Here is a 21,977-nt window from a genome sequence, read left to right on the forward strand (position 1 = left end):
CATACAGGTTCGGCGGAAGCATCCCGGCCTTCCCTGCGCAATGGCTTTACGGCTTACTTCGTACTCTTCCCGGAGAACGGCTCTTTTGCCTCCGTCGCCCTCCAGATACTTTCGCACCTTGAGGGCTTAACGCCAGCACCACGGCGCCAGAACCACACGACTTCACCGTACGCATCAGCCACACTCGTCAGTTACGGCCTCTGCGTCCATCGCATCCCGCCGCGCGTCAGTGACGATGGCCAACGCCCCTCATTTCGCGGTGAGACGGGCGGAATATGCCGCTGATTTGGGTGAAAACGGAAGCGGAATATTTCTGATTTTCAGCAATTTTTGACTTGACGGCAATTTCTGACAATCGGAAGTGATCTGCCCCGTCCGGGCAGTCTGGCGCGAGGTCACATCAGGTGCGCCTCCTCAAGGCGGAGGCTGAAGATGAAGGGCTGTTCATCGACATTACGTCGCGCGAGCATCGGGAAAAAGCGGAACATCAGCCGCGGGCACCGCGTTGCATGGCCACCTGAATAGGAGTGACCCATGCTGAAGACATTGTTGACGGTTTCAACCGTGCTGCTGACGACCGCCGCCTTTGCCCAGGGCGGCACGAAGTCTCCGGGCTCCTCGGAGTACGCGCCGGGACACAAGATGCAGAAAAGCAAGACTTCGACCGCGCCGGGCGCGTCGGAATACGCGCCGGGGCACCAGAAGAAGACCGCCAAGGGCCATTCGGAAAGTGCGCCAGGCCAGCAGACGACCGGAGCGGCGACGACCAAGAAAAAGTATTAGTCGGTTAATGGAGCGGCCCGGCAGCGATGCCGGGCGGTTTCGCATTGCCGCAATGGCCTCAGTGGTGGCGCTGAATGGATTGCAGGTAATTCACCGCCGCAGCGGCGTCATCATGCTTGAAGCGGAAGGTCGGCATTTCCGTATGGATGGTGGTCAGCCCATCCTGCAGCCGCTGCACCATGTCGGTATCGTAAAGTTTTTCGTCGAAGCTGCGGAATGCCGGGGCCAGCGGGTTCGAGCTCCGGCCGGTGGCGCCGACCGCGTGACACCGCCGCACATCTCTTCCAGCATCGCCTTGGCGCGCCGCTGCTCCGCAGCGAGCGCCTGCGCGGCAAGGCTGGTGGCGCCGAGCAGCAGCGGCACCAGAGACGCCAGCGCGGGAAGTGTTCGCCAAGTGAATTGCCGAGGGAAGCGCGAAGTGAAGCGCCGGATGAATGGAGGCAACAAGGGCACTCCGTAGTTTTGCGGAAGTCCATCGAAGCGTACGCCGCGCCTCCCCAAAGGTGTTGCGATACGTCAACACCTCGCTGCTTTTTGCGCCGCCGGCTTGCGCGAATCTTCTTCGAAATGACAAAGTTAATTCTCGGGGATTGCGCAATTTAGCAATGGAACGGCCGGGCTGATTCGCTAGTTTGAAAGAAGCGAATCTCGACTCGCACGAAAATGGATGCAGGCCAATGCTGCGACGCGTCAAGCTGATGAACCCATTCGAGATCATCCAGGACCGGCTTGCGCCGGAGCGGACGCCCGCGCAACCGCCCGATTTGAAGGTGGCGCCCCGCGCCGCCCGCGCGACGCCAGTCTGCTCCGCCTGCGGTTCCGACGACATCCTCTGCCATGCCACCGCGCAATGGAGCAATGAAGCGCAGGAATGGCAGCTCGCCAATACCTTCAACCAGCCGGCCCATTGCAACACTTGCCACAGCGACGTCCAGCTGGCGTGGCAAACGCTGAACTAGGGTCATAGCTATCGCGACGCCGTAGCCCGCATAAGCCAGCGACATGCGGGAAAGTGAGACGTCTGGCTCCGCCAGATGTGGAAGCTTAGACCCCGGGTATCGCTTCGCTCATCCTAGCTACGGACCACACGGCGACATCAAATTTCCGCATACACCTCCAGCAGATTGCCATCGGGATCCCTGAAGAACAGCGTGCGATGCCCGAACGGCTGGTTGGCCGGCGGCTCCAGCAGATCGACACCATGCCGCGTTAGCTCGTCGGCGCAGCGGTCGACATCCTCGACGCCAACCCTGAACGCAAGCTGCAGCGACGCACTCCCCTTTGGCACCGGGGCATCCTTCGCCGTCCGGCTCGGCCGCGCCAGCGCGAGCGTGTTGCCGCCGATCTGATACTCGATCCAGCCCGCCGACAATTCCCGCGTCAGCGGAAAGCACAGCACGCCCTCATAGAAGCGGCGCATCGCCGCCATGTCGCGCACGAAGATGACGGTGTAATCGACGGCACGGATGGACTGGAAGGGGGAAGTATTCGGCGCGTTTTGGTGGGCCATGATCGCCTTTATGTGCAGCCCGCAGACTGGACGTCCGAAGCTAGCATGTTTGCTCGCCCCAAATCCTCTCCTCCGTCCAACCCAGCTCCGCAAACTCCGCCGCCCGCAACGGCGCCTCGCCCACCGCGAAGAACTCGTCAAGCTGCGGCGGGCTCACTGAGGTGGCGCTCAGCATGCAGTGGGCCTGGCCGCGATGATGCACCTGATGCTGGAACAGGTGCAGCAGCAGGCGATCCATCCGCTCGCGCTGGATCGAGGTGCCGCGATGCACGGAGACGATGCGCTGCAGTCCGTCGCCGTCGAGCGCTTCGACGATCGCGAGCAAGCGGCGGTCGACGGCAGCCTGCGCTTCCTTCAGCGCGGCAACGGTCGCACACGGCTCTTGGTCCGCCCAGGCGGCGGGGCCGAGCGTGCCGCCTTCCATCGCGTCGACGTAGAACTGGTCGATGATCAGGATGTGGTTGAGCGTGGCGCGCAGGCTCGGAAAGAAGCCGGTTCGCTTCGCGGTGATTTCATCCTGTGACAGCTTAAGACACGCGGTGAGCAGACGGTGGTTGGCCCAGGCGTTGTTGTAGGCCATGGCGCGGAAGGGAAGCACACCGTTCATTGGCATCAGCCTGTAGCCCGCATGAGCGCCGCGATACGCGGGATCGATAGTGAATAGCCCCGGATATCGCTCCGCTCATCCGCGCTACGCATGCGCTTCGCCGTCATTGCGAGGAGCGCAGTGCGTAGGATGGGTGGAGCGAAGCGATACCCATCAATTCATCCGGTTGGCGAAAATTGATGGGTTTCGCTGCGCTCCACCCATCCTACGCATCTCGCCTCTTATTCCGCCGCCTGACGCGTCGGCTCGCCGAGCTTCTCCAGCACCTTTGGCGGCGACATCGGCAATGCATAGAACCGCTTGCCGAGCGCGTTGTAGATCGCGTTGGCGACCGCCGCCATCACCGGCACCAGCGGCACTTCGCCGACGCCCTTGACGCCTTGCGGGTGTTTCGGGTTCGGGATCTCGACCATGATGCAATCGAGCATCGGCAGATCCGAGCAGACGGGCATGCGGTAGTCGAGGAAGCCGGGGTTATCGACCTTGCCTTCCCTGGTGTAGATGTATTCCTCGTTCAGCGCCCAGCCGATGCCCTGGGCGACGCCGCCCTGGAGCTGGCCCTCGACATAGCCCGGGTGAATGGCGCGGCCGACATCCTGCACGGCGGTGTAGCGGATCACCCGCGCTATGCCGAGGTCGACATCGACCTCGACGTCGCAGACATGGGTGCCGAAGCCGCCGTCGGCGCCCGCGGTGTTGAGCTGCACGCCGGCGCCGATCGGGCCACCCATCGCCGGCGCCTTGTCAGCGAGCTCTTTCAGCGTCAGCGGCTCGAACTGGCCGGCGTTCGGGCTGACCGGATGCGCGGCGCCCTGCTCCCACTTCACCGCTTCCGGATCGATCTCCCAGATTTTTGCCGCGCGCTCGCGCAGCGTCTGGATGATCTTTTCGGTCGACTGCGTCACCACCATCGAGGAGGCGAACAGCACGCGGCTGCCGCCGGTGAGGTTGGAGAAGCCGACGGTCTGCGTGTCGCCGATGATGACGGAGACGCGGCGATAATCGATGCCGAGCAGCTCGGCGCAGATGTTGGCGATGCCGGCGCGCGACCCGCCGATATCGGGATGCCCCGTGGTGACGACGACGTTGCCGTCCTCGGTGATGTTGACCTGCGCGGAAGATTCGCCGCCAGCGTTGAACCAGAAGCCGCTAGCGACGCCTCGCCCGCGGAGCTTGCCGTTACCGTCGCCGAGCGGCGCGGCGTAATGCGGCGAGTTCTTCGCAGCTTCCACGGTCTCGACATAACCGATGCGCGGGAACACCGGACCGTGCGCCGCCTTCGTGCCTTCCTTCGCCGCGTTCTTCAGGCGGAAGTCGAGCGGGTCCATCTTCAGCGCTTCGGCAACCTCGTCGATCACGCATTCGACCGCGTAGGCGCCGATCGGCGCCCCCGGCGCACGATAGGCCGCGACCTTGGAGCGGTTGGAGCAGACGTCAAAGCCTTCCGAGAGCAGGTTCGGGATGTCGTAGGGCGTGAAGCTGCAGCCCGCCGCGCCGCGGATCGGCGAGCCCGGGAAGGCGCCGGCCTGCAGGTAGAAGGTGCCGTGCGCGGCGACGATCTTGCCGTCATTGGTGGCGCCGATCTTCACCGTGCTCTTCGAGCCCGAAGTGGGGCCGGTCGCGCGCATCACCTCCTCACGCGTCATCACCATCTTCACCGGCCGGCCGGATTTCTTCGCCAGCAGCGTCGCGAGCGGTTCGAGATAGACGATGGTCTTGCCGCCAAAGCCGCCGCCGATTTCGGCGGGGATGGCGCGGATGTCGCTCTGCGGGATGCCTGATAGCATCGACGTCATCGCGCGGACCATGAACTGGCCCTGGCTGGAGCTCCAGATCGTGGTCTTGCCGTCAGGCGCCACCGAGATCAGGCAGGCATGCGGCTCGATATAGCCCTGGTGCACCGGGCGCGTGGTGAAGGTGCGTTCGATGACAACATCGGCCTTCTTGAAGCCTTCGGCGATGTCGCCCTTCTTGTGCTCGAGACGCCCTGCGATGTTGGAGGGCTTGCCGTCGAACTTGTTGAACTCGTGCAGGATGGGCGCGTCGGGCTTGATCGCGTCGTCGATCTCGATCGACCAGGGCAGCACCTCGTAATCGACCTCGATCAGCTTGCAGGCTTCGGCCGCGATCGCTTCCGTGGTCGCGGCCACCGCCGCCACGGGGTGGCCGGGGAACAGCGCCTTGTCGCGCGCCATCACGTTGCGGCACATCCAGCGCATGTCCTGGATGCCGAGCATCACGGCGCCATTCTCGATCGGGAAATCGACGATGTCCTTCGCGGTGACGACGGCTTTCACGCCGGGCAGCTTCTCGGCCTTCGAAGTATCGATCGAGCGGATGCGCGCATGCGGATGCGGGCTGCGCAGCACCTTGCCCCAGATCATGCCGGGCATGGTGGTATCGGCGGCGAACTGGGCGCGGCCGGTGACCTTGTCCATGCCGTCGGGCCTGATGGTGCGCTGGCCGATCCATTTGTTGTTGGTGACGAGATTCATTGGGCTGCTCCAGTTCCTATTGGGCGCGCATTTCAGCCGCGGTTTCCATCACCGCGCGGACGATCTTGTCGTAGCCGGTGCACCGGCAGAGGTTGCCGGCGAGCCAGAAGCGGACCTCTTCCTCGGTCGGGTCTGGATTTTTCTTCAGCAGCGCGTCGGAGGCGACCAGCATGCCAGAGGTGCAGATGCCGCACTGAAGCGCGGCCATCTCCAGGAATTTCTGCTGCAGCGGATGCAGCTTGTCGCCCTGCGCCATGCCCTCGATGGTGCGGATATGATGCCCTTCGGATTCGACCGCGAGCATCAGGCAGGAGCAGACCAGACGGTCGTCGAGCGTGATCGAGCAGGCGCCGCAGTCGCCGGAGGCGCAACCTTCCTTGGAGCCGGTCAGGGCCAGCGGCCCGCGCAGCGCGTCGAGCATGGTGTCGTTGGGCTCGCAGAGGAATTCCATCGGCTCGCCGTTGATCGTGGTGGTGACGTGAACTTTGGCCATTGAGCTATTGCTTCCCTTGAGCGCGTTGGGCGGCGATGGCGGCGGTGCGCTTGAGCAGCACGCCGGCCACTTTGGTGCGGTAGGCGATGGTGCCGCGCTTGTCGTCGATCGGGCGGCAGGCGGCGGAGCATGCAGCGGCGGCCTTCGCCAGCGCGGCGTCGTCGAGCTTGGAGCCGATCAATGCCTTCGCAGCGTCTTCAACCAAGAGCACGGTGGGGGCCACCGCGCCGAGACCGACGCGGGCCGCGGTTACCGTGCCATCCTTCATGGTGAGGCCGACGCCGCAGCCGACAACGGCGATATCCATTTCGGTGCGCGGGATCATGCGCAGGTAAGCATCGCTCGAACCCGGCGGGCGTGGCGGCAGCTTGAAGCTGACCAGGATCTCACCGTGCTTGAGATTGGTGCGGCCCGGACCGGCCGGCACATCCTCCACCTTCAACTCACGGCGGCCATCCGGGCCCTGGACGGTGACGACGGCGCCGGCCGCGACCATCGCGGGCACGCTGTCGCCGGCGGGCGAGCCGTTGCAGAGATTGCCGCCGGCAGAGGCCCTGCCCTGCACCTGCTTGGAGCCGATCAGGTTGACCGCCTCGAGCACGCCGGGCCAGACCTTGCCGAACGTTTTGTGTTCCGCGAGCGCCATGCCGGAGACGGCGGCGCCGACCCGAAAGCCGCCGTCGGCGGTCTGTTCGATCGCGGTCATTTCCGGGATCTTCTTGATGTCCACAATGACGCCGGGCTTCAGGATGCCGGAGCGCATCTGCACCAGAAGATCGGTGCCGCCGGCCAGGATGCGCGCGGCGCTGCCGGCCTTGGCAAAGGCGCCAACCGCTTCGTCAAGCGTTGCCGGCGCGAGGTATCGGAGTTCCGTCATGGTCTTTCCGCCATCTCCCTTTTGTCTGCCCGCCCCTATGGGCGATGGCCTTATATTTATTGGCCCGGCAGTGCGGGCCTGAGCCTACACGGCGGGAGGCGGTTGGAACAGCCTGCGAGATCAGGTTGTTACGGTAAGCTCCTATGCGTGCGGCGGGGCTTGCGCGGGGGATTGCTCCGAGATGGCGCCGTAGGATGGGCTGAGCGAAGCGAGCCCACCATCTTGATTGAACTGGCCGAGTTGCCGAAAATGGTGGGCACGCTTCGCTTTGCCTACCCTACGATTCCTTTCACCGGGGACATGGATGCCGCTTCTCAGATTCCTCGTTGCTGCCACGGCATCGCTGTTCCTTTCCTCGCTCGCCATCGCCCAGCCGGTCCCCGCCCCAACCCGTCCTGCGCCGAGGCCTGCGGTTGCACCGGCACCCGGCCAACCGGCCGCCGCCCCGCGCGCACCGCGGGGGGCCTCCTGTCACAACGGCATGTCGTTCGACCGATTCCTGACTGACCTGAAACAGCAGGCGGTCGCCGAGGGCGTATCGCAGCGCACGCTCGGCGAGGCCGCGCCCTACCTCGTCTACGACCAGAGCATCGTCAACCGCGACCGCGGCCAGCGCGTGTTCGGCCAGGTGTTCACCGAATTCGCGCGCAACCGCGCCTCCGACGGCGCGGCCAGGAACGCACAGGCGCGCATCAAGATGCACGCAGCGGCGTTCGCCCGCGCCGAGAAGGAATATGGCGTGCCGCCGGCGGTGATCGCCGCGTTCTGGGGCCTGGAAAGCAGCTTTGGCGCCGAGCTCGGCAATCTGTCCACGCTGCGCTCGCTGGTGTCGCTGGCCTATGACTGCCGCCGCTCCGAGATGTTCAGCAAGGAAACCATCGCGGCGCTGAAAATCATCGACCGCGGCGACCTCACGGCAAGCGAGATGATTGGCGCATGGGCCGGCGAGCTCGGGCAAACGCAATTCTTGCCGACGCATTATTTCACCTATGCGGTGGACTATGACGGCGACGGCCATCGCAACCTCTTGCGCAGCGCGCCCGACGTGATCGGCTCGACCGCGAACTACATCGCCACCGGATTGAAATGGCGGCGCGGCGAGCCGTGGCTGCAGGAAGTGCGCGCGCCGCAAAACTTTCCGTGGGAGCAGGCGGATCTGACGATCAAGCTGTCGCGCGCAAAATTCGCGCAGCTAGGCGTCACCTATCCCGACGGGCGGCCGCTGCCGAACGACGACCTGCCGGCCTCGCTGCTGCTGCCGATGGGCCGCACCGGACCGGCGTTTCTGGCCTATGCGAATTTCGCTGTTTACACGGAGTGGAACAACTCGCTGATCTATTCGACCACCGCCGCCTATCTCGCCAGCCGCATCGCCGGCGCTGCGCCGATGCGGCAACCGGCCGTGCCGGTCGCGCAATTGCCGCTCCACGAGCTGAAGGAGCTGCAACAGCACCTGGTGCGCGCCGGCTTCAATGTCGGCAAGATCGACGGCGTGATGGGGCAGCTCAGCCGCACGGCGGTGAAGGCGATGCAGATCAAGTATGGCCTGCCGGCGGATTCCTGGCCGACGGCGGAATTGCTGGCGCGGATGCGCGGGCCGAGCGCGCAGGCGCAACCCGCCGGGATGGTGATGCCGGCAGCGCGGTAGCTCTTCTCCCTCTCCCCGCTCTTCGCGGGGAGAGGGTCGGGGTGAGGGGCCTCCTCCGCGGACGCAACTCGTCGACATACCTGTACCCCCTCACCCGGATCGCTTCGCGATCCGACCTCTCCCCGCACGCGGGGCGAGGTTGGGCAGCTCATGTGCTTGAGGCATTTCGCCACGTCGCAAGTGTTGAATTTTCCGCTCGCCGCCCCATCTCGAACAACGCCTCATCCTTGCGGGGCGATATTCCACATCAAGAAAAAGAGCATCACATGTCCTTCCACGACGCCTCCGTGCCCGCCTTCCTGCAGATCCTCGGCAGCCTTTCCGGCCTGCTCACGAAGGCCGAAGCGCATTGCAAGGGGAAGAACATCCAGCCCGAGGTGCTGCTCAATGCGCGGCTTTACCCGGACATGTATCCGCTGACGCGGCAAGTGCAGACGGTCTGCGACTTCGCGATGAAGACTTGCGCGCGGCTCACCGGCAGCGAGGTGCCACAGACGCCGGACACCGAAAAGAGTTTTGGGGAATTGCAGCAGCGGATCGCGAAAGCGACCGATTATGTGAAGTCGTTCAAGCCGGCGCAGTTCGACGGCGGCGATACGCGGGATGTCACCTTCCCGATCGGCCCGGGCAACACCATGACGCTGAAGGGCCAGCAGTATCTCACCGGTTTCGCGTTTCCGAATTTCTATTTCCACGCCGCCACCGCGCACGGCATCCTGCGCCATAATGGCGTCGAGATCGGCAAGCGGGATTTTCTCGGGGTGAAGTGACTCTCAGCGCAGCGACGCCAGCTCGCGCGCGAGGTTGGCGCGCGCCTTCTGGTCGTATTTCGCGGCGAAGGCAGCATCGGGGAAGATCACCGGCTTCGCCGCGAAATGGCCGAGCACCCTGGCGCGGCCGGCGCGATAGTCGGCCTCCGGCACGTGGATGAACTCCTGCCGGATCGCGGCGGCATAGGCGTCGTAGCGCGCGGGCTCGGCGCCCAGAATGCTGAGGTCGATCGAGATCAGGATCGCGCCGAGACGGTCGCCGGACTTCACGTCGTGCGTTTTGGTCAGGCGGATCAGGCGGCCGACCTCTTCGGCGATGTCAGCGCGGACATGCTGCTCGGCAAGCTCGGCGCTGCGCTCTTCATTGTCCGCGCGCGTCGCGTCGTAGACGACGTCGTGCCACCAGATCGCCTCGGACAGGATTTCGCGCTCGCGCGCCGAAAGATCGTCGATGCGCGCGAGCGCGGCGACGCAGTCCTCGATATGCGCGAGGTTGTGGTAGTGGCGGCCGGCGGCGGTATAGGCCGCGATCAGATCTTCGCGGGTCATTGCGAGGCGCTCACCGGGTAAGCGGCGTCATTGCGAGGAGCGAAGCGACGAAGCAAGCTTCGCTTCGCTCGCAATGACGTCGAGGGACCTACCGCATCGTAATGGCGAGACCTGACAAATCCGCGTTCGCCATCAATCCGACCTGGTGCCCGGTCAATTCTAGCACTGCCCCCTTCTGGTTCGTCAGCACGATGGCGCGCGCACCGCGGCCAACGGCAAGCCCCGCGCCAGCGGCGCCGTAGACGCCGGCGACATCGGAGGGGCGCCAGATGTTGCTGACGCGGCCGCGCAAAATCGTCTTCGAACCGCCGAATACAAAGCCATAGTCGAGGCCGCCGGTCGAAAGCGCATAGCGCCGGCCGTGGAAATCCAGAACGCCGCTGCCGCCGGAGCCGCCGATCACCCACCCCGCCTTGTAGATCGTGAGCTGCACAAAACCTTCATCGGCCTGCGCGGCGGAGGACAGGCTGACGCCCGCAAAGGCCGCAAGCGCGAGCACGGCGGCACGGAGGGCGGATGGCATCTTCATGGATATCTTCTCCAGGGATTGGCAGCCTGCGGCGCCGATTGAGTCGTGACCGGGCGATTGTACCCCATCAGCGATAGGGGAAAAGCGATTGATGACCGCATCTGGGGTCGCGCTACGGCAGGCATGACACAATTTCATCAAATTCTGCCGCCTGCTGGCGAAAAATCTCCACATGAACGCATGAAAATCAGCGCGCCTGTGAACTGCATTACCTTTACCGCCATCATCTTGCGCTAGTCATTCGCGCGGCAATTTCCGCTTCGCGATCGTTTCGCATCGCACCTTACCCAGAGCTATCGGCGGGTCGCTGGCGCAGCGCCGCTGCCTTTCCAGCGAGGCAGCGGCGCGTTAGGCTCAAGGGAACCAATCGCGCCACCAAAGGTGTCCCATGCCAGAGATCCAGCACTTTGCGCCGCCCGCCGACATCAAGTCTCCGCCGCTCTCCTTCGCGGCACGTGTCGGCGACTTGCTGTTCATCTCGGGCATTCCGGGCTTTGACGACAAGGGCGCGCTGGCCGACGGTTTTGAGGCGCAGTTCGGCTTCGTCGTCGCAAACATCAAGCGCATCCTCGACGAGGCGGGCGCGACATTCGGCGATCTCGTCAAGGTCAACGTGCTGCTGACCCGCGCCTCCGACGTCGCCACGATGAATATGTTGTATGCCTCCGCATTCGGGCCGGCGCCCTACCCGGCCCGCACCACCTGCGTGGTGCAGGCGTTGCCAGACCCCAAAATGCTGATCGAGATCGAATGCGTGGCGCAGATTTCCAGAAGGTGATCGATGCTGACGCTCTACTCCTACCCCGAGCTGTTCGGCGTCGCCGACAATAACGGCTACGGACTGAAGGTTTATGCCTTCCTCAAGCTCGCCGGCGTTCCGTTCGTCCATGAGCATATCTTCGACGCCTCGTCGGCGCCGCGCGGGCAATTGCCTTATGTCGTCGATGACGATGAGACGATCGGCGACAGCGAGACTATCATCTCCCATCTCGTCAGCAAATATCGCCTGACCATCGATGCCGCCCTGACACCGGCGCAGCGCATCACCAACCTCCTCGTCACGCGGATGCTTGATGACCTCTACTGGGTCATGTCGTATTCGCGCTGGAAGGACGAGCGTTATTTCCCGGCATTTCGCGACGGGTTCATGGCGCAGCATTCGCAGATCGACGCAGCCGGCATGAACAAGGCCAGGGACTACAACGCGCAGCGCTATCATTTCCAGGGCATCGGGCGTTATACGCCCGATCAGGCCTATGCGCGCGGGCTGGCCGATTTGCAGGTGCTCGCCGATCTGGTCCCGGCAGACGGCTACATGCATGGCAATGAGCCGACCAGCATCGATGCCGGCATCTACGGCTTCATCGCCAACATCCATTTCTTCCCGATCCCGACGCCGCTGAAAGCGTTCGTCACGGCCCACCCTAACCTGGTGCGCCATTGCGAAGCCATCCATGCGGCGGTCAGCCGCTGAAGATCGCACCGGATCGTTCTGGCATTCAGGCTGCGGCCACGATCACGTGTGCCTGGATCTTGGCGGCAACCTCGCCGCTGCCATGCCTGTCTGCAATTGCCGATGCGGCGTAGTCGGTTGCCGCTTCCAGTTTGCCGGCGTCCCTCGCCTCGATTTCGTTACGAAGAACAGTTCCCTGGCAATAGGCAACGGCCGGGATGCGCGGTGAGGGTGCACGGCTTTGTTCGGCTCTCGTCTCGATCGCCACGCGGGAGAAACCTGCGCCCACCAGATCGCTGCGGATCAGTAGCGTATCGTGATAACCGTGCGGGGTGCGTGCCAGAAAGCCCGGCGGATCGTCCGGAAACATCCTTGCGAGCGCATTCGTCACATCATCTGCGAATACATTTTCTTCGATGCGGTCCCATACATTGAACAAGAGATGCCCGCCGGGCTTCAGGACCCGCTTGGCTTCGCGATAGGCAGATGGACGGTCGGGAAAGAACATCGCGCCGAACTGACAGCAAACGAGATCGAAGGCCGCATCTTCAAACGGCAGCGCCAGCGCATCCGCTTGCCGATATTCGATGCGGTTGTCCGGCCCCTGTCTAGAGGCGGCATAGTCGAGCATCGGCTGGTTGAGATCGGTTACGACATAGCTTGCGTCGGGCGATAGTCTTGGCGCCAATGCGCGGGTGACAACCCCGGTGCCCGCGGCGATTTCCAGAACGGCGCTTGGCGAGAAGGACGCTGCGCGCTGCGCGAGATCTGCGGCGAACGGTTCGAAAATCAACGGCACCATGTAGCGGTCGTAGTTTTCCGGAATCGAGCCGGCGAATACCTTGTCGGTTTCCAACATCGCTGTCTCCCGTCGTCGGTTTGATGGCTCGCGAGACTAGCACATAATTCCGCCCTGGATCGTCGAGGCCTGCGGGGTTCACGGCTTCGGCATGGTTTCCTTCAGCGTATTGCCGACGAAGTCGGCGGCATGGCGATAGGCGGCGTCATTGTCGCCGCGGAACGTCACCGTTCGCCGCATCAACAATTTCTCGGCTTCGAGATCGAGCAACTGGATTTCGCCCCACTGCACCAGCGTGCTCATCTTGCGGATGCCGCCATAGACCACGAGGCGCGCGCCGGCCTTGCGCGCGGCGGCGATGAAGAGATCCTGCGATAGGCTGTTAGCGGTGCAGGGTGGATCAGAACATTCCAGCCTGACCACGCGATAGCCGTCCTGGGCCGCGAGGTTGTCGCGTAGCAGGGCGGCAAACGAGGCAACGCGGGCGCGGTGCTCCGCGCTCTGGTCCACGACCTCGCCGGACGTGTCGAAATAATCGAAATCCGCGACCGCCACCGCGATCGGCGCGGCCGCCGGCGATCCGCCCGGCGCAATCGACAATGCGATGACCACGCACAGCATCGTCAGCACGGCCCTTGCGCGGCTGCGCCGGCGTGACGCGCGCCATGAGTTTGCTGCTTGCATTGTGACTTCTCCTCCTGACCCGATGCCGGCATCGCTTCGCTGCCAAATTGTAGCGGCGCGTAAGAAATCCGCTAACCTATTCCAACGTTCCCATCTTTGAACCTTCCCGCATGGCCCGCTACTCAAGGGTAACCGGGCGCCAAGGCCCCGCGTTCAAACAGGAGATTTCGAAGATGCGTCGTATTTTTGGCTTTTGCGCCGTTGCCGCCATTGGTTTCACTGCCCTTGCCGCGTCGAGCCCCGCAAGCGCCGCCTATCACCTGATCCGCTGGCGGGATACCGGCTTCTGCCAGATCTGGGATCAGAACATTCCGACCGCGCCCTATCCCGGCAATTTCAGGGTGATCGTCGGCTCGGAAGTGCCGACCTTCGTCGACGCACTGGTGTTCAAGGACGGCATGCTGCGCAGCGGCGCCTGCTCGTTCTGAGCTTGCTTCTCATGGTGAGGGGGCGGCAAGCGCAGCGTCAACCTATTAGCGGCGCATCAGTCGCTCCCTCCGATGAGCGCCCCGGCGGCTTTGGACCGGAAGTCTTATCTTGGGGCCAAACTACGGATATAGGCGATCGCCCTTTCCGCGATGGCAGGCTCCAAATCGGTCTCTCGTATCCGTTGTTCGACGAGTTCGATATCCAATGGCCGCACGTCATGGATCGCCTCGACGAATTGCCTGTCCCGGTCGTCCAAGCGCGCGAGCTTGGAAACGACAAGGTCCTCCGGAGCCGGCGCCACGCCGAACACGATCCGTTTGTCGACCTCTGTTTGGACCTTCACGGCCCGACCTGCCAGTCTTTCGGCAACTTGGCCGTCGTGTCGTCGACGCCATCGATGTAGAAGCCGTGTGACCGATGGAACGGACTTTCCATTCCGAAAAGTCCATCGATGTGCTCGGATGCGATCGGCTGCACGCCATCACTCGTACGCTTGGCCTCTGTGATCTCCCAAAGCTTTGCATTTTGCGGGAACGCGTCGATTTCCGGCGAAGCTCTGGCACGCGCCGGTTACAACAAAGGAAAGCCCCGGCCATCCCCGGTCGGGAGCCCGCTCCCTCAAACTCCCCTTGCGGAGCGCGGCCGCGCATTTCCATGACAGGAGTCTTTTGCCCATGCTTCGTCTTTCCGCGCTTGCTGCTACCGCCGGCCTGGCCCTCACCGCTGTTGTCGCGACCAATCCCGCCGAAGCCGCCTTTCATCTGATCCGCTGGGAAGGCACCGGCGTCTGCCAGGTTTGCGATCAGAGCATTCCGACCAAGCCGATCCCGTCGAACTACAAGACCGTCAGCACGCCGATTCCAACATTCGCCGCGGCGCTCGCCGTGAAGGACGGCATGCTCAAGAAGGGCAGCTGCAAGCTGTAAGATTGCGTAGGGCGGATTAGCGATAGCGTAATCCGCCTCTCTTGCGTGAAATTGCGGCGGATTACGGCTGCGCCTCACCCGCCCACATCATTCGTTTCACCTTGTGCGCGCGGGCACGCTTGCTATCCTCTGGCAAAACCAAGCAAAGAGGAAACGCGCCATGCCCCTTCTCGAAAATCACATCGCCGTCGTCACCGGCGCAGGCTCCGGCATCGGGCGCGCCATCGCGCTCGGCTATGCCCGCGAGGGTGCGCGCGTTGTGCTGCTCGACCGCGAGGAGAAGGCTATAGCCGAGGCGGCGCAGGAAATCCGCAGCGCCGGCGGCAAGGCCGACAGCTTCGCGCTCGATGTCGCCAAACGCGAAGACTGCGTCGCGATGGCGAAGCATGTCTCCAGCCAGGTCGGCCAGGTCTCGATCCTCGTCAACAATGCTGGCATCGTCCGCCGGAGCGGCATGCTAGGTGCGGCGGAGGCCGTGATCAGCGACTGGGAAGACATCATCGCGATCAACCTCACCGGCGTCTTTAACGTGACGCACGCGTTCCTGCCGCCGCTGCGCGCCAGCAAGGGGCGCATCGTCAATATCGGCTCGATCCAGTCTTTCGTGCATGTGCGCACGCCGAGCTCACCCGCCTACACCGCCTCTAAGCACGGCGTGCTCGGCTTCACCAAAGCGCTCGCCGCCGAACTCGGCAAGGAAGGCGTGCGCGTCAACGCGATCGGCCCGGGCTTCATCGCAACGCCGCTCAACGCCAACGCCCGCGCCAACAATCCGGAGTTGGTGAAGACCTTCATGGACCACACCCCGCTCGGCCGTCCCGGAACCGCGGAAGACATCGTCGGCCCCGCGATCTTCCTCGCCTCCGATCTGTCGGCCTATGTCTCCGGCTCGATCGTGATGGTCGACGGCGGTTACCGGGCGGTGTGAACCATGTCCAACGCTCCGCATTTCGACATCGACGTCCCCTCCTTCTGGGCCGACCCCTATCCCGCGCTGGCGCGTATGCGCAAGGAGGCGCCGATTGCCTTCGTGCCGCAGCTCGGCTCCACCGTGTTCACCCGCCGCGACGACATCTTCACCCAGGAGAAGCGCATCGACGTATTCTCCTCGCACCAGCCGAACGGGCTGATGAACGTGCTGATGGGGCACAACATGATGCGCAAGGACGGCGAAGCGCACATGAGCGAGCGGCAGGCGATGTTTCCGGCGGTGTCACCGCGCACGGTACGCGACACCTGGATCCGGCAATTCCAGGCCCACGCCGACCGCATCCTCGACGAGCTCGCGCCGAAAGGCGAAGCCGATCTCTGCAAGGCGTTCGCGCTGCCGCTGTCGGCCGAATGCCTGAAGGACGTCACCGGGCTGACCAATATGCGCTACCAGGACATGGACGCCTGGTCACAGGCAATGATCGACGGCATCGCCAACTACACCGGCAACAAGGAGGTCGAGGCGCGCTGCCACGCCGCGACCGCGGGCATCGATGCGGCGATCGACGACATGATCCCGATCGTGAAGAAGCGTCCGAACACCTCGATCCTCAGCGTATTGCTCGCGGCGGGCCAGAACATGGAAAGCGTCCGCGCCAACATCAAGCTTGCGATATCAGGCGGACAGAACGAGCCGCGCGATGCGATATCGGGCGCGACCTGGGCGCTGCTGACCCATCCCGACCAGCTCGCGCTGGTGCACGAAGGAGGAGCGAAGTGGATCGACGTGTTCGAGGAATATGCGCGCTGGATCGCGCCGATCCAGATGTCGCCGCGCCGCGTCGCCAAACCGTGGACGTTCGGCGGCGTCGACTTCGAGCCGGAAGACCGAGTGTTCTTCATGTTCGGCTCCGCCAACCGCGACGAGGCCTGCTTTGCCGAGCCTGATCGTTTCGACGTCACCCGCGACACCCAGAAGAGCATCGCGTTCGGCGCGGGCCCGCATTATTGCGCCGGCGCCTTCGCCTCCCGCGCTATGGTCGCCGACGTGGCACTGCCGAGCCTGTTCGCGCGGCTGAAGGACCTGCGGCTCGACGAACGCGAGCCGGTGCGGATCGGCGGCTGGGCGTTCCGCGGCCTGCTCAATCTGCCGGTGAAGTGGGAAGTGAGTTGAAGGCCAACAGATTTGCCTCTCGGTGATGTGAAGCCGTGACCACCGTATCTCTCATCGCGACTTGAACCTGCTTAGAAAGTTGAAGACTCATTGTCGAGTAGCCCGCATACCCTGATGAATGAATCGGGCGAGGGTCGAGTTAAGTGGTTCCCCTTTGCAGGGGAAGCGAGTCATGAATCTAGCTGACAAAAGACTTTCGGAACTAGAACTACGCGACGAATTCAGGTGTCGATGTGGCGCTCGGCCGAAATTGATCCGCAAGATCATGGACCCCCGAAATGGCACGACGGTCCGCATCTTCGAATGCCAATGCGGTCAGCGCACCTGGGCCGACGACAAAAAGTCAGCCGCCCCTGCTTCATAACCGGACTGCCCGCCTTCTGCACCGCCAACGACAGGCATCCAGACGCAATAGATGCGAAAGCCCGGCGTTTCCGCCGGGCGAACGCAAATATACGCTCTTGGTGAAAGTGGTATTTTGATCCGATCGGCCCTCGTGGGCTATCCGGAAAAATACTGGCTGATCATCTGACGGAGCAGCCTAAACGGCATTGCTGCGGCTCAAGGACGGGCCAATTCCTTCCGAACCGCGGCCGCCGAATTGCCGACCTTGTCGACGGCCTTCTGCAACTCCGCGTGGGATACGCCAAGTTCTCTCGCCCAGTATTTCACCTCCCAGCGCTGCTGCATGTTGATCTTGCTTCTGTCGCGCGTGTCCCTTCGGGTCAATTGATCCATCACAAACGTCCCCTCGATCTCGCTCAGCGTGCCGATAAGTGGCCGCGTACACTGTGCGAGGGGAGAACGCCGAGGTTGACCGGCTAGTTCCTGTGCAGCCGATCGGGCGAAGCGTCGCTCGTGATCTCCTTGAGTGCGCTGTGGGCGACGGCCCTCAGGCCGCCCAAGGTGGTATTCCCCTTCCGCGCACTCAGCTTCAGCTTCTGCGCGATGTAGCGGCGATGTTCATGGTCGCCACCGTGTGGGAAGACCCGGCAGGCCTCCTCCAGCACGATATCCATGTTGGCAATCGTCCGATCATCCAATCTGGTCATGACGCTACCTCTCCGGGCGCTTGTGGTGGAACGACATCCCTTACGGGCGATGGACCGGCTCGGATCATAGCCTATCCGGGAAAAATTGGCATTGAACAAAGGAACCTCTGCGCACACCGGCGCTTGAATCGCCCGAATTGCAGGATATGCGCACATGCCAGGTGCCGGATGGTCACCCGGGACGGTACCCTACGGGGCGGATCAAACCGCCTACCTCATCGTGGACAGCTTTTCCGTCGGGACGGATTACCGGGAAACCGAGATTGAAAGGGCCGACCTCGAAACCATCGTCGGCGATCTCCTGGCGGGCCAATACAACAGCCCCGTCCGCATCGTGGCATTCAACACGCTCGAACACTGGTCCGAGGACGTTTCTTCCGACGTTGCGGCGGAGATCCAGATGCGCTGCGATATCGACGGCGTGCCGGTGCCGGAACACCTGACCGACTTCATGCAGCGCCACGCCCGTCCCCTGCACCAGCTTCCGCTTCGCCTCGTCTGAGGCCTGCGGCACGGCTGCTACAGGCGCGGACATTCCCTATAGCCGAACCGGTCGATGATCATGCTGCCGGGGACGGCGTGGAATTCCAGCGTGTCCATGTAATGGTTATCGAGGACGTATTTGCGCAGCTTTGCGTTATAGGCGCTCAGCATGCGCTGCGTGGAGCCGGCGTGAATGTTGCGCTGGCGGTCGTGGCCGGCGTGAAACAACAGCGTGGCGCTGCGCTCGACGCAGACATTGCGCAGGCCGAGAAACAGCGTGCAGTTCGACTGGCAGTGCCCTCTGATGCGAAACAATTCGCCACTGGCGTTGGCACGTTCGATCTCCGGCTGAAAATACTTGTACCAGCCGCCCCTGCCGAACCTCTCGGAGGTGGCGGCAAACGCCGTCGACGAGATCAGGACGAATGCAAGAGCGGCGAGAACTCGCATGGCGGGCCTGCCCGGTTTGTGATGCGTGAGAAGAAACTAGCAGCAATCCGCGAACGCGTCACGGCGTCTCGCTGCCGGCGCCGCGATCGCCGTTTCGCGTCAACAGGTGCATGTGCCGAAACACCCAGCGCATGGCGAGGTACCACAGATAGCCTCCGAGTGCCCCGCAAACGGCGAGCAGAATGATGTAGGCAGGATGATACTCGCCGCTCCACCACAGCATGCTTCCAACCCAGAAGATGGCGAAGAAAACCGCGGCGAGCTTCAGCCGCATTGCCTGGTCCATGATATCTCTCCGATGGCCAATATCCGCTGCCATCATCGGGACCATGGCTGCGCCACGCCGTGACGCAGATCACGCCGAAGGGCGCCGATTAGTCAGCGCGAGAACTGCGATCCGGCGGGAGACGGCAGGCGAGAGTCGATCTTGGCTTGCGGAGGCTTGGGCTGCGGGGCGGAGACGGCCGGCTGGGCCGGGGCTGCGGCCGTAGCGGTGGCGGCTGCAGGTGCAGCCGGCGTCTTCTGCCTGACATCCTCCCCGGCAGCCCGTAATGCCGCAATGTTCTGGGCCATCTGCTCCTGCTTGGCCGCGAGTTGCTCTACGCTGCGCCTCACGGCATCGAGCGTGGATGCCATGGGCGCCAGCTGCCGCGTCGGGTCAGCGTACGGTACAGCGATTGGCGACTTCGTCGTCGGAACGGGCAATACCCAAGCCAGCACTGGGGCCTGGGTTACCAGGATCTCCCTTGCTTCATCCCCATAGGCCTGCCAGCCAAGCGTCGCGCCGACACCGATGAGAACCGCAATCGAGAACCGGACAATGCTACGGAATAGTCGCCTGCCAATCGACGGCCGACTGCTTTCCGGCCGCCCTTCCCCGAAGCGGTAGGAATAGGCCGAACCGGTCGGCGGCTTTGTGCGCCGTCGGCCGACGCGCTGGTCGGGTCGGACGTCCAGATCGCGCGCAAGCCCGTCGAGTGTTTCTTCGGCCGTCAGTGGTGGGCTTTGCGAATATAACATGGGTACCTCCACCGACGATTTTGCCGAATTCTCAAGGGAAGAGGCGATCCTGGTTTGACGGAAGGTAGGCAGGGGCGCAGCAGCCCTGGGGCCTTTGTGAGGTCGCGCGATAGCAGATGATCGATCCATCCGCCGCTAATTCCCCCTAGCCGAACCTCGCCCGCGAGCGCTCCCTCGCCTTCTCGGCCTCGATCTCGCGGTCGCGCGGCGGCGCGTTGGTTTGCAGCGAGGCGAGCAGGCGCCGCGCGCTGTCGGCAACTTCGGATACCGCGCGGTTGAACGCCTCGGCATTGGCCTGTGACGGCGAGTTGAAGCCGGAGAGCTTTCGGACGAATTGCAGTGCGGACGCATGGATTTCGGCATGCGTCGCCGGGGGATCGAAATTGAACAGGGTCTTGATATTGCGGCACATAGTTCTCTCCTTGGGCACGGCTCGTCGTTCAAGGACGAACGGCCGGTGCAAAATCCGACGGCGTAGCCTATTCTGTCACGGATCATGCGGCGCGTTCACCCCGTCGGCACCTGCACCACAGCGAGTTCCCGATGACCCATGTGACCTACAAGATCGTCGAACATGACGGCGGCTGGGCCTACACTGTCGATGGCGTGTTCTCCGAGCCGTTTCCGAACCGGGCCGCCGCGCTCGCCGCGGCCCGGCGCGCGGCGGCCGAGCAGCGCGTGCCGGGCCGTACCGAAGTGATCGAATATGAGACTTCGGACGGCCGCTGGCACTCGGAGACCGCCGCCGGCAACGACCGGCCGGAAACCGAAGTGGAGGGATAGGCGGGGCACGACGGTGTGATAAGGTTCCCGGCAAGCGGCGCAACAAGCCGCAAGCTTTTAGGGAAACCTCGGGGAGACGATCATGCACCTGTCGCGCGCAGCCCTGTCGGCCGCCTTTGCCCTGACCTCCATCACCGCTCTTGCAGCCGACTATCCCGCCCCGAAGCAGGGCGACTGGATCGCCAGGGATTTCAAATTCCACACCGGCGAGACAATGGGGGAACTGCGGCTGCATTACACCACGATCGGCGAGCCAAACGGACAGCCGGTGCTGGTGCTGCACGGCTCCGGCGGCTCGGCGGCCAGCATGCTGACGGCAACCTTCGGCGGCGAATTGTTCGGCGCCGGCCAGCCGCTTGATGCTGCGAAACACTACATCATCATCCCTGACGGCATCGGCCACGGCAAATCGTCAAAACCCTCCGACGGCATGAAGACCACGTTTCCGAAATACAATTACGAGGACATGGTCGACGCGCAGTATCGCCTCCTCACCGAAGGGCTCGGCATCAAGCATGTCAGGCTCGTGATCGGCAATTCGATGGGCGGCATGCACACCTGGATCTGGGGCGGCAAGTATCCGCACTTCATGGATGCGCTGGTGCCGATGGCCTCGCAGCCGACCGAGATGGCGGCGCGCAACTGGATGCTGCGGCGGATGATGCTGGAGACTATCAAGAACGACCCCGACTACAATGGCGGCAATTACACCGCCCAGCCGCGCATGATGAAATACGCCATCAATGCCTACGGCATCGCGACCGGCGGCGGAACCCTCGCCTATCAGTCGCTGGCGCCCACCGCGGCGAAGGCCGACAAGATGGTGGACGAGCGGCTGGCGACCGCGATCACGGCCGACGCCAACGACTTCATCTATCAATGGGAAGCCTCGCACGATTACAACCCGGCGCCCGCGCTGGAGAAGATCGAGGCGACGCTGCTGTTGATCAACGCCGCCGACGACGAGCGCAATCCGCCGGAGACCGGCGTCACCGATGCCGCGATGAAACGCGTCAAGAATGGCCGCCTGTTCCTGATCCCGGCCTCGCGCGAGACGCGCGGCCATCTCACGACCGGCAATGCGAAGATCTACAAGAAGCAGCTGGAGGAGCTATTGCAGAGCGCGCCGCAGCGGGCGATGTAGACGGTAACAGGGCGAGCGATGTCGGCCAGCTGTTTTCGCCGGATAGCCCTGACGCTTTCCGATGCGGTCGAGAGCGCGCATCACGGCAAGGCCGATTTCCGCGTCGGCAAACGCATCTTCGCGACGCTCGGCCATCCCGACGAGAATTTTGGCACGGTCAAGCTGACGGCCGAGCAGCAGCAGGTGCTGGTCGAGGCCGAGCCCGACATCTTCCGGCCTGTACCCGGCGGCTGGGGCAAGCAGGGCTACACCAATGTGCTTCTCGCCAAGGCCGATGCGGCGACACTGAAAAGCGCGCTTGTCATGGCGTGGCAGAATGTCGTGCCGAAAACGCAACTGAAGGCGCGCGCAGAAGCCAGCGAGCGTGGCAAGAAGAAGCCTTGATTTCG

At 63.5% G+C, this 21,977-nt stretch carries 33 protein-coding genes; 15 read left to right on the forward strand and 18 right to left on the reverse strand.

What is annotated here, in order from left to right; all coding sequences use genetic code 11:
• Positions 1–534: 534 nt before the first annotated feature.
• Positions 535–783: a hypothetical protein gene (locus RX331_RS31285; RefSeq protein ID WP_317253447.1), complete on the forward strand. Its 249-nt coding sequence runs from the start codon at positions 535–537 to the stop codon at positions 781–783.
• 58 nt (positions 784–841) lie between these two features.
• Here the strand turns inward: RX331_RS31285 and RX331_RS31290 are convergent, their stop codons facing one another.
• Complete coding sequence (locus RX331_RS31290; RefSeq protein WP_317253448.1) at positions 842–1,060, reverse strand: hypothetical protein; 219 nt, start codon at positions 1,058–1,060, stop codon at positions 842–844.
• 400 nt (positions 1,061–1,460) lie between these two features.
• Here RX331_RS31290 and RX331_RS31295 point away from each other — a divergent pair, with 400 nt between their 5' ends.
• Positions 1,461–1,742, forward strand: a complete 282-nt coding sequence (locus RX331_RS31295) for a hypothetical protein (protein WP_317253449.1) — start codon at positions 1,461–1,463, stop codon at positions 1,740–1,742.
• Between the two features lie 137 nt (positions 1,743–1,879).
• Here RX331_RS31295 and RX331_RS31300 read toward each other — a convergent pair whose 3' ends face one another.
• From RX331_RS31300 to RX331_RS31320, 5 genes are all read right to left on the reverse strand, one after another.
• Complete coding sequence (locus tag RX331_RS31300) at positions 1,880–2,293, reverse strand: VOC family protein (RefSeq protein ID WP_317253450.1); 414 nt, start codon at positions 2,291–2,293, stop codon at positions 1,880–1,882.
• Between the two features lie 40 nt (positions 2,294–2,333).
• A complete protein-coding gene (locus RX331_RS31305) occupies positions 2,334–2,906 on the reverse strand; it encodes a DinB family protein (RefSeq protein ID WP_317253451.1) in 573 nt (190 codons plus the stop codon).
• 215 nt (positions 2,907–3,121) lie between these two features.
• Positions 3,122–5,395, reverse strand: coding sequence for a xanthine dehydrogenase family protein molybdopterin-binding subunit (locus tag RX331_RS31310; protein WP_317253452.1), 2,274 nt, complete (start codon positions 5,393–5,395; stop codon positions 3,122–3,124).
• A gap of 16 nt (positions 5,396–5,411) precedes the next feature.
• Positions 5,412–5,888 carry a (2Fe-2S)-binding protein gene (locus RX331_RS31315; protein WP_317253453.1) on the reverse strand — a complete coding sequence of 159 codons (477 nt, stop codon included), beginning with the start codon at positions 5,886–5,888 and terminating at the stop codon, positions 5,412–5,414.
• Between the two features lie 4 nt (positions 5,889–5,892).
• Positions 5,893–6,765 carry a xanthine dehydrogenase family protein subunit M gene (locus tag RX331_RS31320; protein WP_317253454.1) on the reverse strand — a complete coding sequence of 291 codons (873 nt, stop codon included), beginning with the start codon at positions 6,763–6,765 and terminating at the stop codon, positions 5,893–5,895.
• Between the two features lie 304 nt (positions 6,766–7,069).
• Here RX331_RS31320 and RX331_RS31325 point away from each other — a divergent pair, with 304 nt between their 5' ends.
• Positions 7,070–8,413, forward strand: a complete 1,344-nt coding sequence (locus tag RX331_RS31325; protein WP_317253455.1) for a lytic murein transglycosylase — start codon at positions 7,070–7,072, stop codon at positions 8,411–8,413.
• Positions 8,414–8,679: 266 nt separating this feature from the next.
• A complete protein-coding gene (locus RX331_RS31330; RefSeq protein WP_317253456.1) occupies positions 8,680–9,183 on the forward strand; it encodes a DUF1993 domain-containing protein in 504 nt (167 codons plus the stop codon).
• A gap of 3 nt (positions 9,184–9,186) precedes the next feature.
• On the opposite strand, the gene RX331_RS31335 is transcribed toward RX331_RS31330, so the two are convergent.
• Positions 9,187–9,732 carry a phosphohydrolase gene (locus tag RX331_RS31335; RefSeq protein ID WP_317253457.1) on the reverse strand — a complete coding sequence of 182 codons (546 nt, stop codon included), beginning with the start codon at positions 9,730–9,732 and terminating at the stop codon, positions 9,187–9,189.
• Between the two features lie 88 nt (positions 9,733–9,820).
• Positions 9,821–10,261 carry a hypothetical protein gene (locus tag RX331_RS31340; protein WP_283029716.1) on the reverse strand — a complete coding sequence of 147 codons (441 nt, stop codon included), beginning with the start codon at positions 10,259–10,261 and terminating at the stop codon, positions 9,821–9,823.
• A gap of 45 nt (positions 10,262–10,306) precedes the next feature.
• Here RX331_RS31340 and RX331_RS31345 point away from each other — a divergent pair, with 45 nt between their 5' ends.
• The 3 genes from RX331_RS31345 to RX331_RS31355 all read left to right on the forward strand — a co-directional run bounded on the left by RX331_RS31345 (position 10,307) and on the right by RX331_RS31355 (position 11,735).
• Positions 10,307–10,498, forward strand: coding sequence for a hypothetical protein (locus tag RX331_RS31345; protein WP_317253458.1), 192 nt, complete (start codon positions 10,307–10,309; stop codon positions 10,496–10,498).
• A 151-nt stretch (positions 10,499–10,649) separates the two neighbouring features.
• Positions 10,650–11,039 carry a RidA family protein gene (locus RX331_RS31350; RefSeq protein WP_317253459.1) on the forward strand — a complete coding sequence of 130 codons (390 nt, stop codon included), beginning with the start codon at positions 10,650–10,652 and terminating at the stop codon, positions 11,037–11,039.
• 3 nt (positions 11,040–11,042) lie between these two features.
• Positions 11,043–11,735: a glutathione S-transferase family protein gene (locus tag RX331_RS31355; protein ID WP_317253460.1), complete on the forward strand. Its 693-nt coding sequence runs from the start codon at positions 11,043–11,045 to the stop codon at positions 11,733–11,735.
• Between the two features lie 25 nt (positions 11,736–11,760).
• Here the strand turns inward: RX331_RS31355 and RX331_RS31360 are convergent, their stop codons facing one another.
• Both RX331_RS31360 and RX331_RS31365 read right to left on the reverse strand, forming a co-directional pair.
• On the reverse strand, positions 11,761–12,573 hold the full coding sequence (locus RX331_RS31360) for a class I SAM-dependent methyltransferase (RefSeq protein WP_317253461.1): 813 nt from the start codon (positions 12,571–12,573) through the stop codon (positions 11,761–11,763).
• Between the two features lie 78 nt (positions 12,574–12,651).
• Positions 12,652–13,197 (reverse strand): DUF2380 domain-containing protein, encoded by a 546-nt coding sequence (locus RX331_RS31365; protein WP_317253462.1) that lies wholly within the window; start codon positions 13,195–13,197, stop codon positions 12,652–12,654.
• Positions 13,198–13,370: 173 nt separating this feature from the next.
• Between RX331_RS31365 and RX331_RS31370 the strand changes: the two genes are divergently transcribed.
• Complete coding sequence (locus tag RX331_RS31370; protein WP_317253463.1) at positions 13,371–13,625, forward strand: hypothetical protein; 255 nt, start codon at positions 13,371–13,373, stop codon at positions 13,623–13,625.
• 104 nt (positions 13,626–13,729) lie between these two features.
• Here the strand turns inward: RX331_RS31370 and RX331_RS31375 are convergent, their stop codons facing one another.
• Both RX331_RS31375 and RX331_RS31380 read right to left on the reverse strand, forming a co-directional pair.
• Positions 13,730–13,969, reverse strand: a complete 240-nt coding sequence (locus tag RX331_RS31375) for a DUF6036 family nucleotidyltransferase (protein ID WP_317253464.1) — start codon at positions 13,967–13,969, stop codon at positions 13,730–13,732.
• Complete coding sequence (locus RX331_RS31380; RefSeq protein WP_317253465.1) at positions 13,966–14,103, reverse strand: hypothetical protein; 138 nt, start codon at positions 14,101–14,103, stop codon at positions 13,966–13,968. Before RX331_RS31380 ends, RX331_RS31375 begins: the two co-directional genes overlap by 4 nt.
• 197 nt (positions 14,104–14,300) lie before the next feature.
• On the opposite strand from RX331_RS31380, the gene RX331_RS31385 reads away from it, so the two are divergent.
• From RX331_RS31385 to RX331_RS31395, 3 genes are all read left to right on the forward strand, one after another.
• Positions 14,301–14,552 (forward strand): hypothetical protein, encoded by a 252-nt coding sequence (locus RX331_RS31385; RefSeq protein WP_317253466.1) that lies wholly within the window; start codon positions 14,301–14,303, stop codon positions 14,550–14,552.
• Between the two features lie 160 nt (positions 14,553–14,712).
• Positions 14,713–15,480, forward strand: coding sequence for an SDR family NAD(P)-dependent oxidoreductase (locus tag RX331_RS31390; RefSeq protein ID WP_317253467.1), 768 nt, complete (start codon positions 14,713–14,715; stop codon positions 15,478–15,480).
• Positions 15,481–15,483: 3 nt separating this feature from the next.
• Positions 15,484–16,656, forward strand: coding sequence for a cytochrome P450 (locus RX331_RS31395; protein ID WP_317253468.1), 1,173 nt, complete (start codon positions 15,484–15,486; stop codon positions 16,654–16,656).
• 561 nt (positions 16,657–17,217) lie between these two features.
• Here the strand turns inward: RX331_RS31395 and RX331_RS31400 are convergent.
• Positions 17,218–17,394, reverse strand: coding sequence for a DUF3606 domain-containing protein (locus RX331_RS31400; protein ID WP_317253469.1), 177 nt, complete (start codon positions 17,392–17,394; stop codon positions 17,218–17,220).
• Positions 17,395–17,477: 83 nt separating this feature from the next.
• On the reverse strand, positions 17,478–17,708 hold the full coding sequence (locus tag RX331_RS31405; RefSeq protein WP_317253470.1) for a hypothetical protein: 231 nt from the start codon (positions 17,706–17,708) through the stop codon (positions 17,478–17,480).
• A gap of 154 nt (positions 17,709–17,862) precedes the next feature.
• Here RX331_RS31405 and RX331_RS31410 point away from each other — a divergent pair, with 154 nt between their 5' ends.
• The gene (locus RX331_RS31410) at positions 17,863–18,210 is read left to right on the forward strand and encodes a hypothetical protein (protein ID WP_317253471.1); all 348 of its coding nucleotides are present in this window, start codon (positions 17,863–17,865) and stop codon (positions 18,208–18,210) included.
• A 17-nt stretch (positions 18,211–18,227) separates the two neighbouring features.
• On the opposite strand, the gene RX331_RS31415 is transcribed toward RX331_RS31410, so the two are convergent.
• The 4 genes from RX331_RS31415 to RX331_RS31430 all read right to left on the reverse strand — a co-directional run bounded on the left by RX331_RS31415 (position 18,228) and on the right by RX331_RS31430 (position 20,073).
• A complete protein-coding gene (locus RX331_RS31415) occupies positions 18,228–18,641 on the reverse strand; it encodes a hypothetical protein (protein ID WP_317253472.1) in 414 nt (137 codons plus the stop codon).
• A 58-nt stretch (positions 18,642–18,699) separates the two neighbouring features.
• Positions 18,700–18,927, reverse strand: a complete 228-nt coding sequence (locus RX331_RS31420; RefSeq protein ID WP_317253473.1) for a hypothetical protein — start codon at positions 18,925–18,927, stop codon at positions 18,700–18,702.
• Positions 18,928–19,019: 92 nt separating this feature from the next.
• Positions 19,020–19,661, reverse strand: a complete 642-nt coding sequence (locus RX331_RS31425; RefSeq protein ID WP_317253474.1) for a hypothetical protein — start codon at positions 19,659–19,661, stop codon at positions 19,020–19,022.
• A 145-nt stretch (positions 19,662–19,806) separates the two neighbouring features.
• Positions 19,807–20,073 (reverse strand): DUF2277 domain-containing protein, encoded by a 267-nt coding sequence (locus RX331_RS31430; protein ID WP_317253475.1) that lies wholly within the window; start codon positions 20,071–20,073, stop codon positions 19,807–19,809.
• A gap of 131 nt (positions 20,074–20,204) precedes the next feature.
• Between RX331_RS31430 and RX331_RS31435 the strand changes: the two genes are divergently transcribed.
• From RX331_RS31435 to RX331_RS31445, 3 genes are all read left to right on the forward strand, one after another.
• Positions 20,205–20,444, forward strand: coding sequence for a DUF2188 domain-containing protein (locus tag RX331_RS31435; RefSeq protein ID WP_317253476.1), 240 nt, complete (start codon positions 20,205–20,207; stop codon positions 20,442–20,444).
• Between the two features lie 82 nt (positions 20,445–20,526).
• Positions 20,527–21,588 (forward strand): alpha/beta fold hydrolase, encoded by a 1,062-nt coding sequence (locus tag RX331_RS31440; RefSeq protein ID WP_317253477.1) that lies wholly within the window; start codon positions 20,527–20,529, stop codon positions 21,586–21,588.
• Between the two features lie 18 nt (positions 21,589–21,606).
• Entirely contained in the window at positions 21,607–21,972 is a 366-nt protein-coding gene (locus RX331_RS31445; RefSeq protein WP_317253478.1) for an MmcQ/YjbR family DNA-binding protein, read from the forward strand.
• Positions 21,973–21,977: the final 5 nt, after the last annotated feature.

The sequence above is a fragment of the Bradyrhizobium sp. BWA-3-5 genome (assembly GCF_032917985.1).
In the GTDB taxonomy this organism is placed as follows: domain Bacteria; phylum Pseudomonadota; class Alphaproteobacteria; order Rhizobiales; family Xanthobacteraceae; genus Bradyrhizobium.

Excerpts from the sequence above, each read along its gene's own strand:
- RX331_RS31370 (WP_317253463.1), top strand. The coding sequence starts at position 13,371 with ATGCGTCGTATTTTTGGCTTTTGCGCCGTTGCCGCCATTGGTTTCACT.
- RX331_RS31330 (WP_317253456.1), top strand. The coding sequence starts at position 8,680 with ATGTCCTTCCACGACGCCTCCGTGCCCGCCTTCCTGCAGATCCTCGGC.
- RX331_RS31285 (WP_317253447.1), top strand. The coding sequence starts at position 535 with ATGCTGAAGACATTGTTGACGGTTTCAACCGTGCTGCTGACGACCGCC.
- RX331_RS31355 (WP_317253460.1), top strand. The coding sequence starts at position 11,043 with ATGCTGACGCTCTACTCCTACCCCGAGCTGTTCGGCGTCGCCGACAAT.
- RX331_RS31420 (WP_317253473.1), bottom strand. The coding sequence starts at position 18,927 with ATGGACCAGGCAATGCGGCTGAAGCTCGCCGCGGTTTTCTTCGCCATC.
- RX331_RS31360 (WP_317253461.1), bottom strand. The coding sequence starts at position 12,573 with ATGTTGGAAACCGACAAGGTATTCGCCGGCTCGATTCCGGAAAACTAC.
- RX331_RS31300 (WP_317253450.1), bottom strand. The coding sequence starts at position 2,293 with ATGGCCCACCAAAACGCGCCGAATACTTCCCCCTTCCAGTCCATCCGT.
- RX331_RS31445 (WP_317253478.1), top strand. The coding sequence starts at position 21,607 with ATGTCGGCCAGCTGTTTTCGCCGGATAGCCCTGACGCTTTCCGATGCG.
- RX331_RS31415 (WP_317253472.1), bottom strand. The coding sequence starts at position 18,641 with ATGCGAGTTCTCGCCGCTCTTGCATTCGTCCTGATCTCGTCGACGGCG.
- RX331_RS31385 (WP_317253466.1), top strand. The coding sequence starts at position 14,301 with ATGCTTCGTCTTTCCGCGCTTGCTGCTACCGCCGGCCTGGCCCTCACC.
- RX331_RS31325 (WP_317253455.1), top strand. The coding sequence starts at position 7,070 with ATGCCGCTTCTCAGATTCCTCGTTGCTGCCACGGCATCGCTGTTCCTT.
- RX331_RS31440 (WP_317253477.1), top strand. The coding sequence starts at position 20,527 with ATGCACCTGTCGCGCGCAGCCCTGTCGGCCGCCTTTGCCCTGACCTCC.
- RX331_RS31320 (WP_317253454.1), bottom strand. The coding sequence starts at position 6,765 with ATGACGGAACTCCGATACCTCGCGCCGGCAACGCTTGACGAAGCGGTT.
- RX331_RS31340 (WP_283029716.1), bottom strand. The coding sequence starts at position 10,261 with ATGAAGATGCCATCCGCCCTCCGTGCCGCCGTGCTCGCGCTTGCGGCC.
- RX331_RS31410 (WP_317253471.1), top strand. The coding sequence starts at position 17,863 with ATGCCAGGTGCCGGATGGTCACCCGGGACGGTACCCTACGGGGCGGAT.
- RX331_RS31310 (WP_317253452.1), bottom strand. The coding sequence starts at position 5,395 with ATGAATCTCGTCACCAACAACAAATGGATCGGCCAGCGCACCATCAGG.
- RX331_RS31430 (WP_317253475.1), bottom strand. The coding sequence starts at position 20,073 with ATGTGCCGCAATATCAAGACCCTGTTCAATTTCGATCCCCCGGCGACG.
- RX331_RS31435 (WP_317253476.1), top strand. The coding sequence starts at position 20,205 with ATGACCCATGTGACCTACAAGATCGTCGAACATGACGGCGGCTGGGCC.
- RX331_RS31405 (WP_317253470.1), bottom strand. The coding sequence starts at position 17,708 with ATGACCAGATTGGATGATCGGACGATTGCCAACATGGATATCGTGCTG.
- RX331_RS31315 (WP_317253453.1), bottom strand. The coding sequence starts at position 5,888 with ATGGCCAAAGTTCACGTCACCACCACGATCAACGGCGAGCCGATGGAA.
- RX331_RS31305 (WP_317253451.1), bottom strand. The coding sequence starts at position 2,906 with ATGCCAATGAACGGTGTGCTTCCCTTCCGCGCCATGGCCTACAACAAC.
- RX331_RS31395 (WP_317253468.1), top strand. The coding sequence starts at position 15,484 with ATGTCCAACGCTCCGCATTTCGACATCGACGTCCCCTCCTTCTGGGCC.
- RX331_RS31365 (WP_317253462.1), bottom strand. The coding sequence starts at position 13,197 with ATGCAAGCAGCAAACTCATGGCGCGCGTCACGCCGGCGCAGCCGCGCA.
- RX331_RS31425 (WP_317253474.1), bottom strand. The coding sequence starts at position 19,661 with ATGTTATATTCGCAAAGCCCACCACTGACGGCCGAAGAAACACTCGAC.
- RX331_RS31295 (WP_317253449.1), top strand. The coding sequence starts at position 1,461 with ATGCTGCGACGCGTCAAGCTGATGAACCCATTCGAGATCATCCAGGAC.
- RX331_RS31400 (WP_317253469.1), bottom strand. The coding sequence starts at position 17,394 with ATGGATCAATTGACCCGAAGGGACACGCGCGACAGAAGCAAGATCAAC.
- RX331_RS31350 (WP_317253459.1), top strand. The coding sequence starts at position 10,650 with ATGCCAGAGATCCAGCACTTTGCGCCGCCCGCCGACATCAAGTCTCCG.
- RX331_RS31390 (WP_317253467.1), top strand. The coding sequence starts at position 14,713 with ATGCCCCTTCTCGAAAATCACATCGCCGTCGTCACCGGCGCAGGCTCC.
- RX331_RS31335 (WP_317253457.1), bottom strand. The coding sequence starts at position 9,732 with ATGACCCGCGAAGATCTGATCGCGGCCTATACCGCCGCCGGCCGCCAC.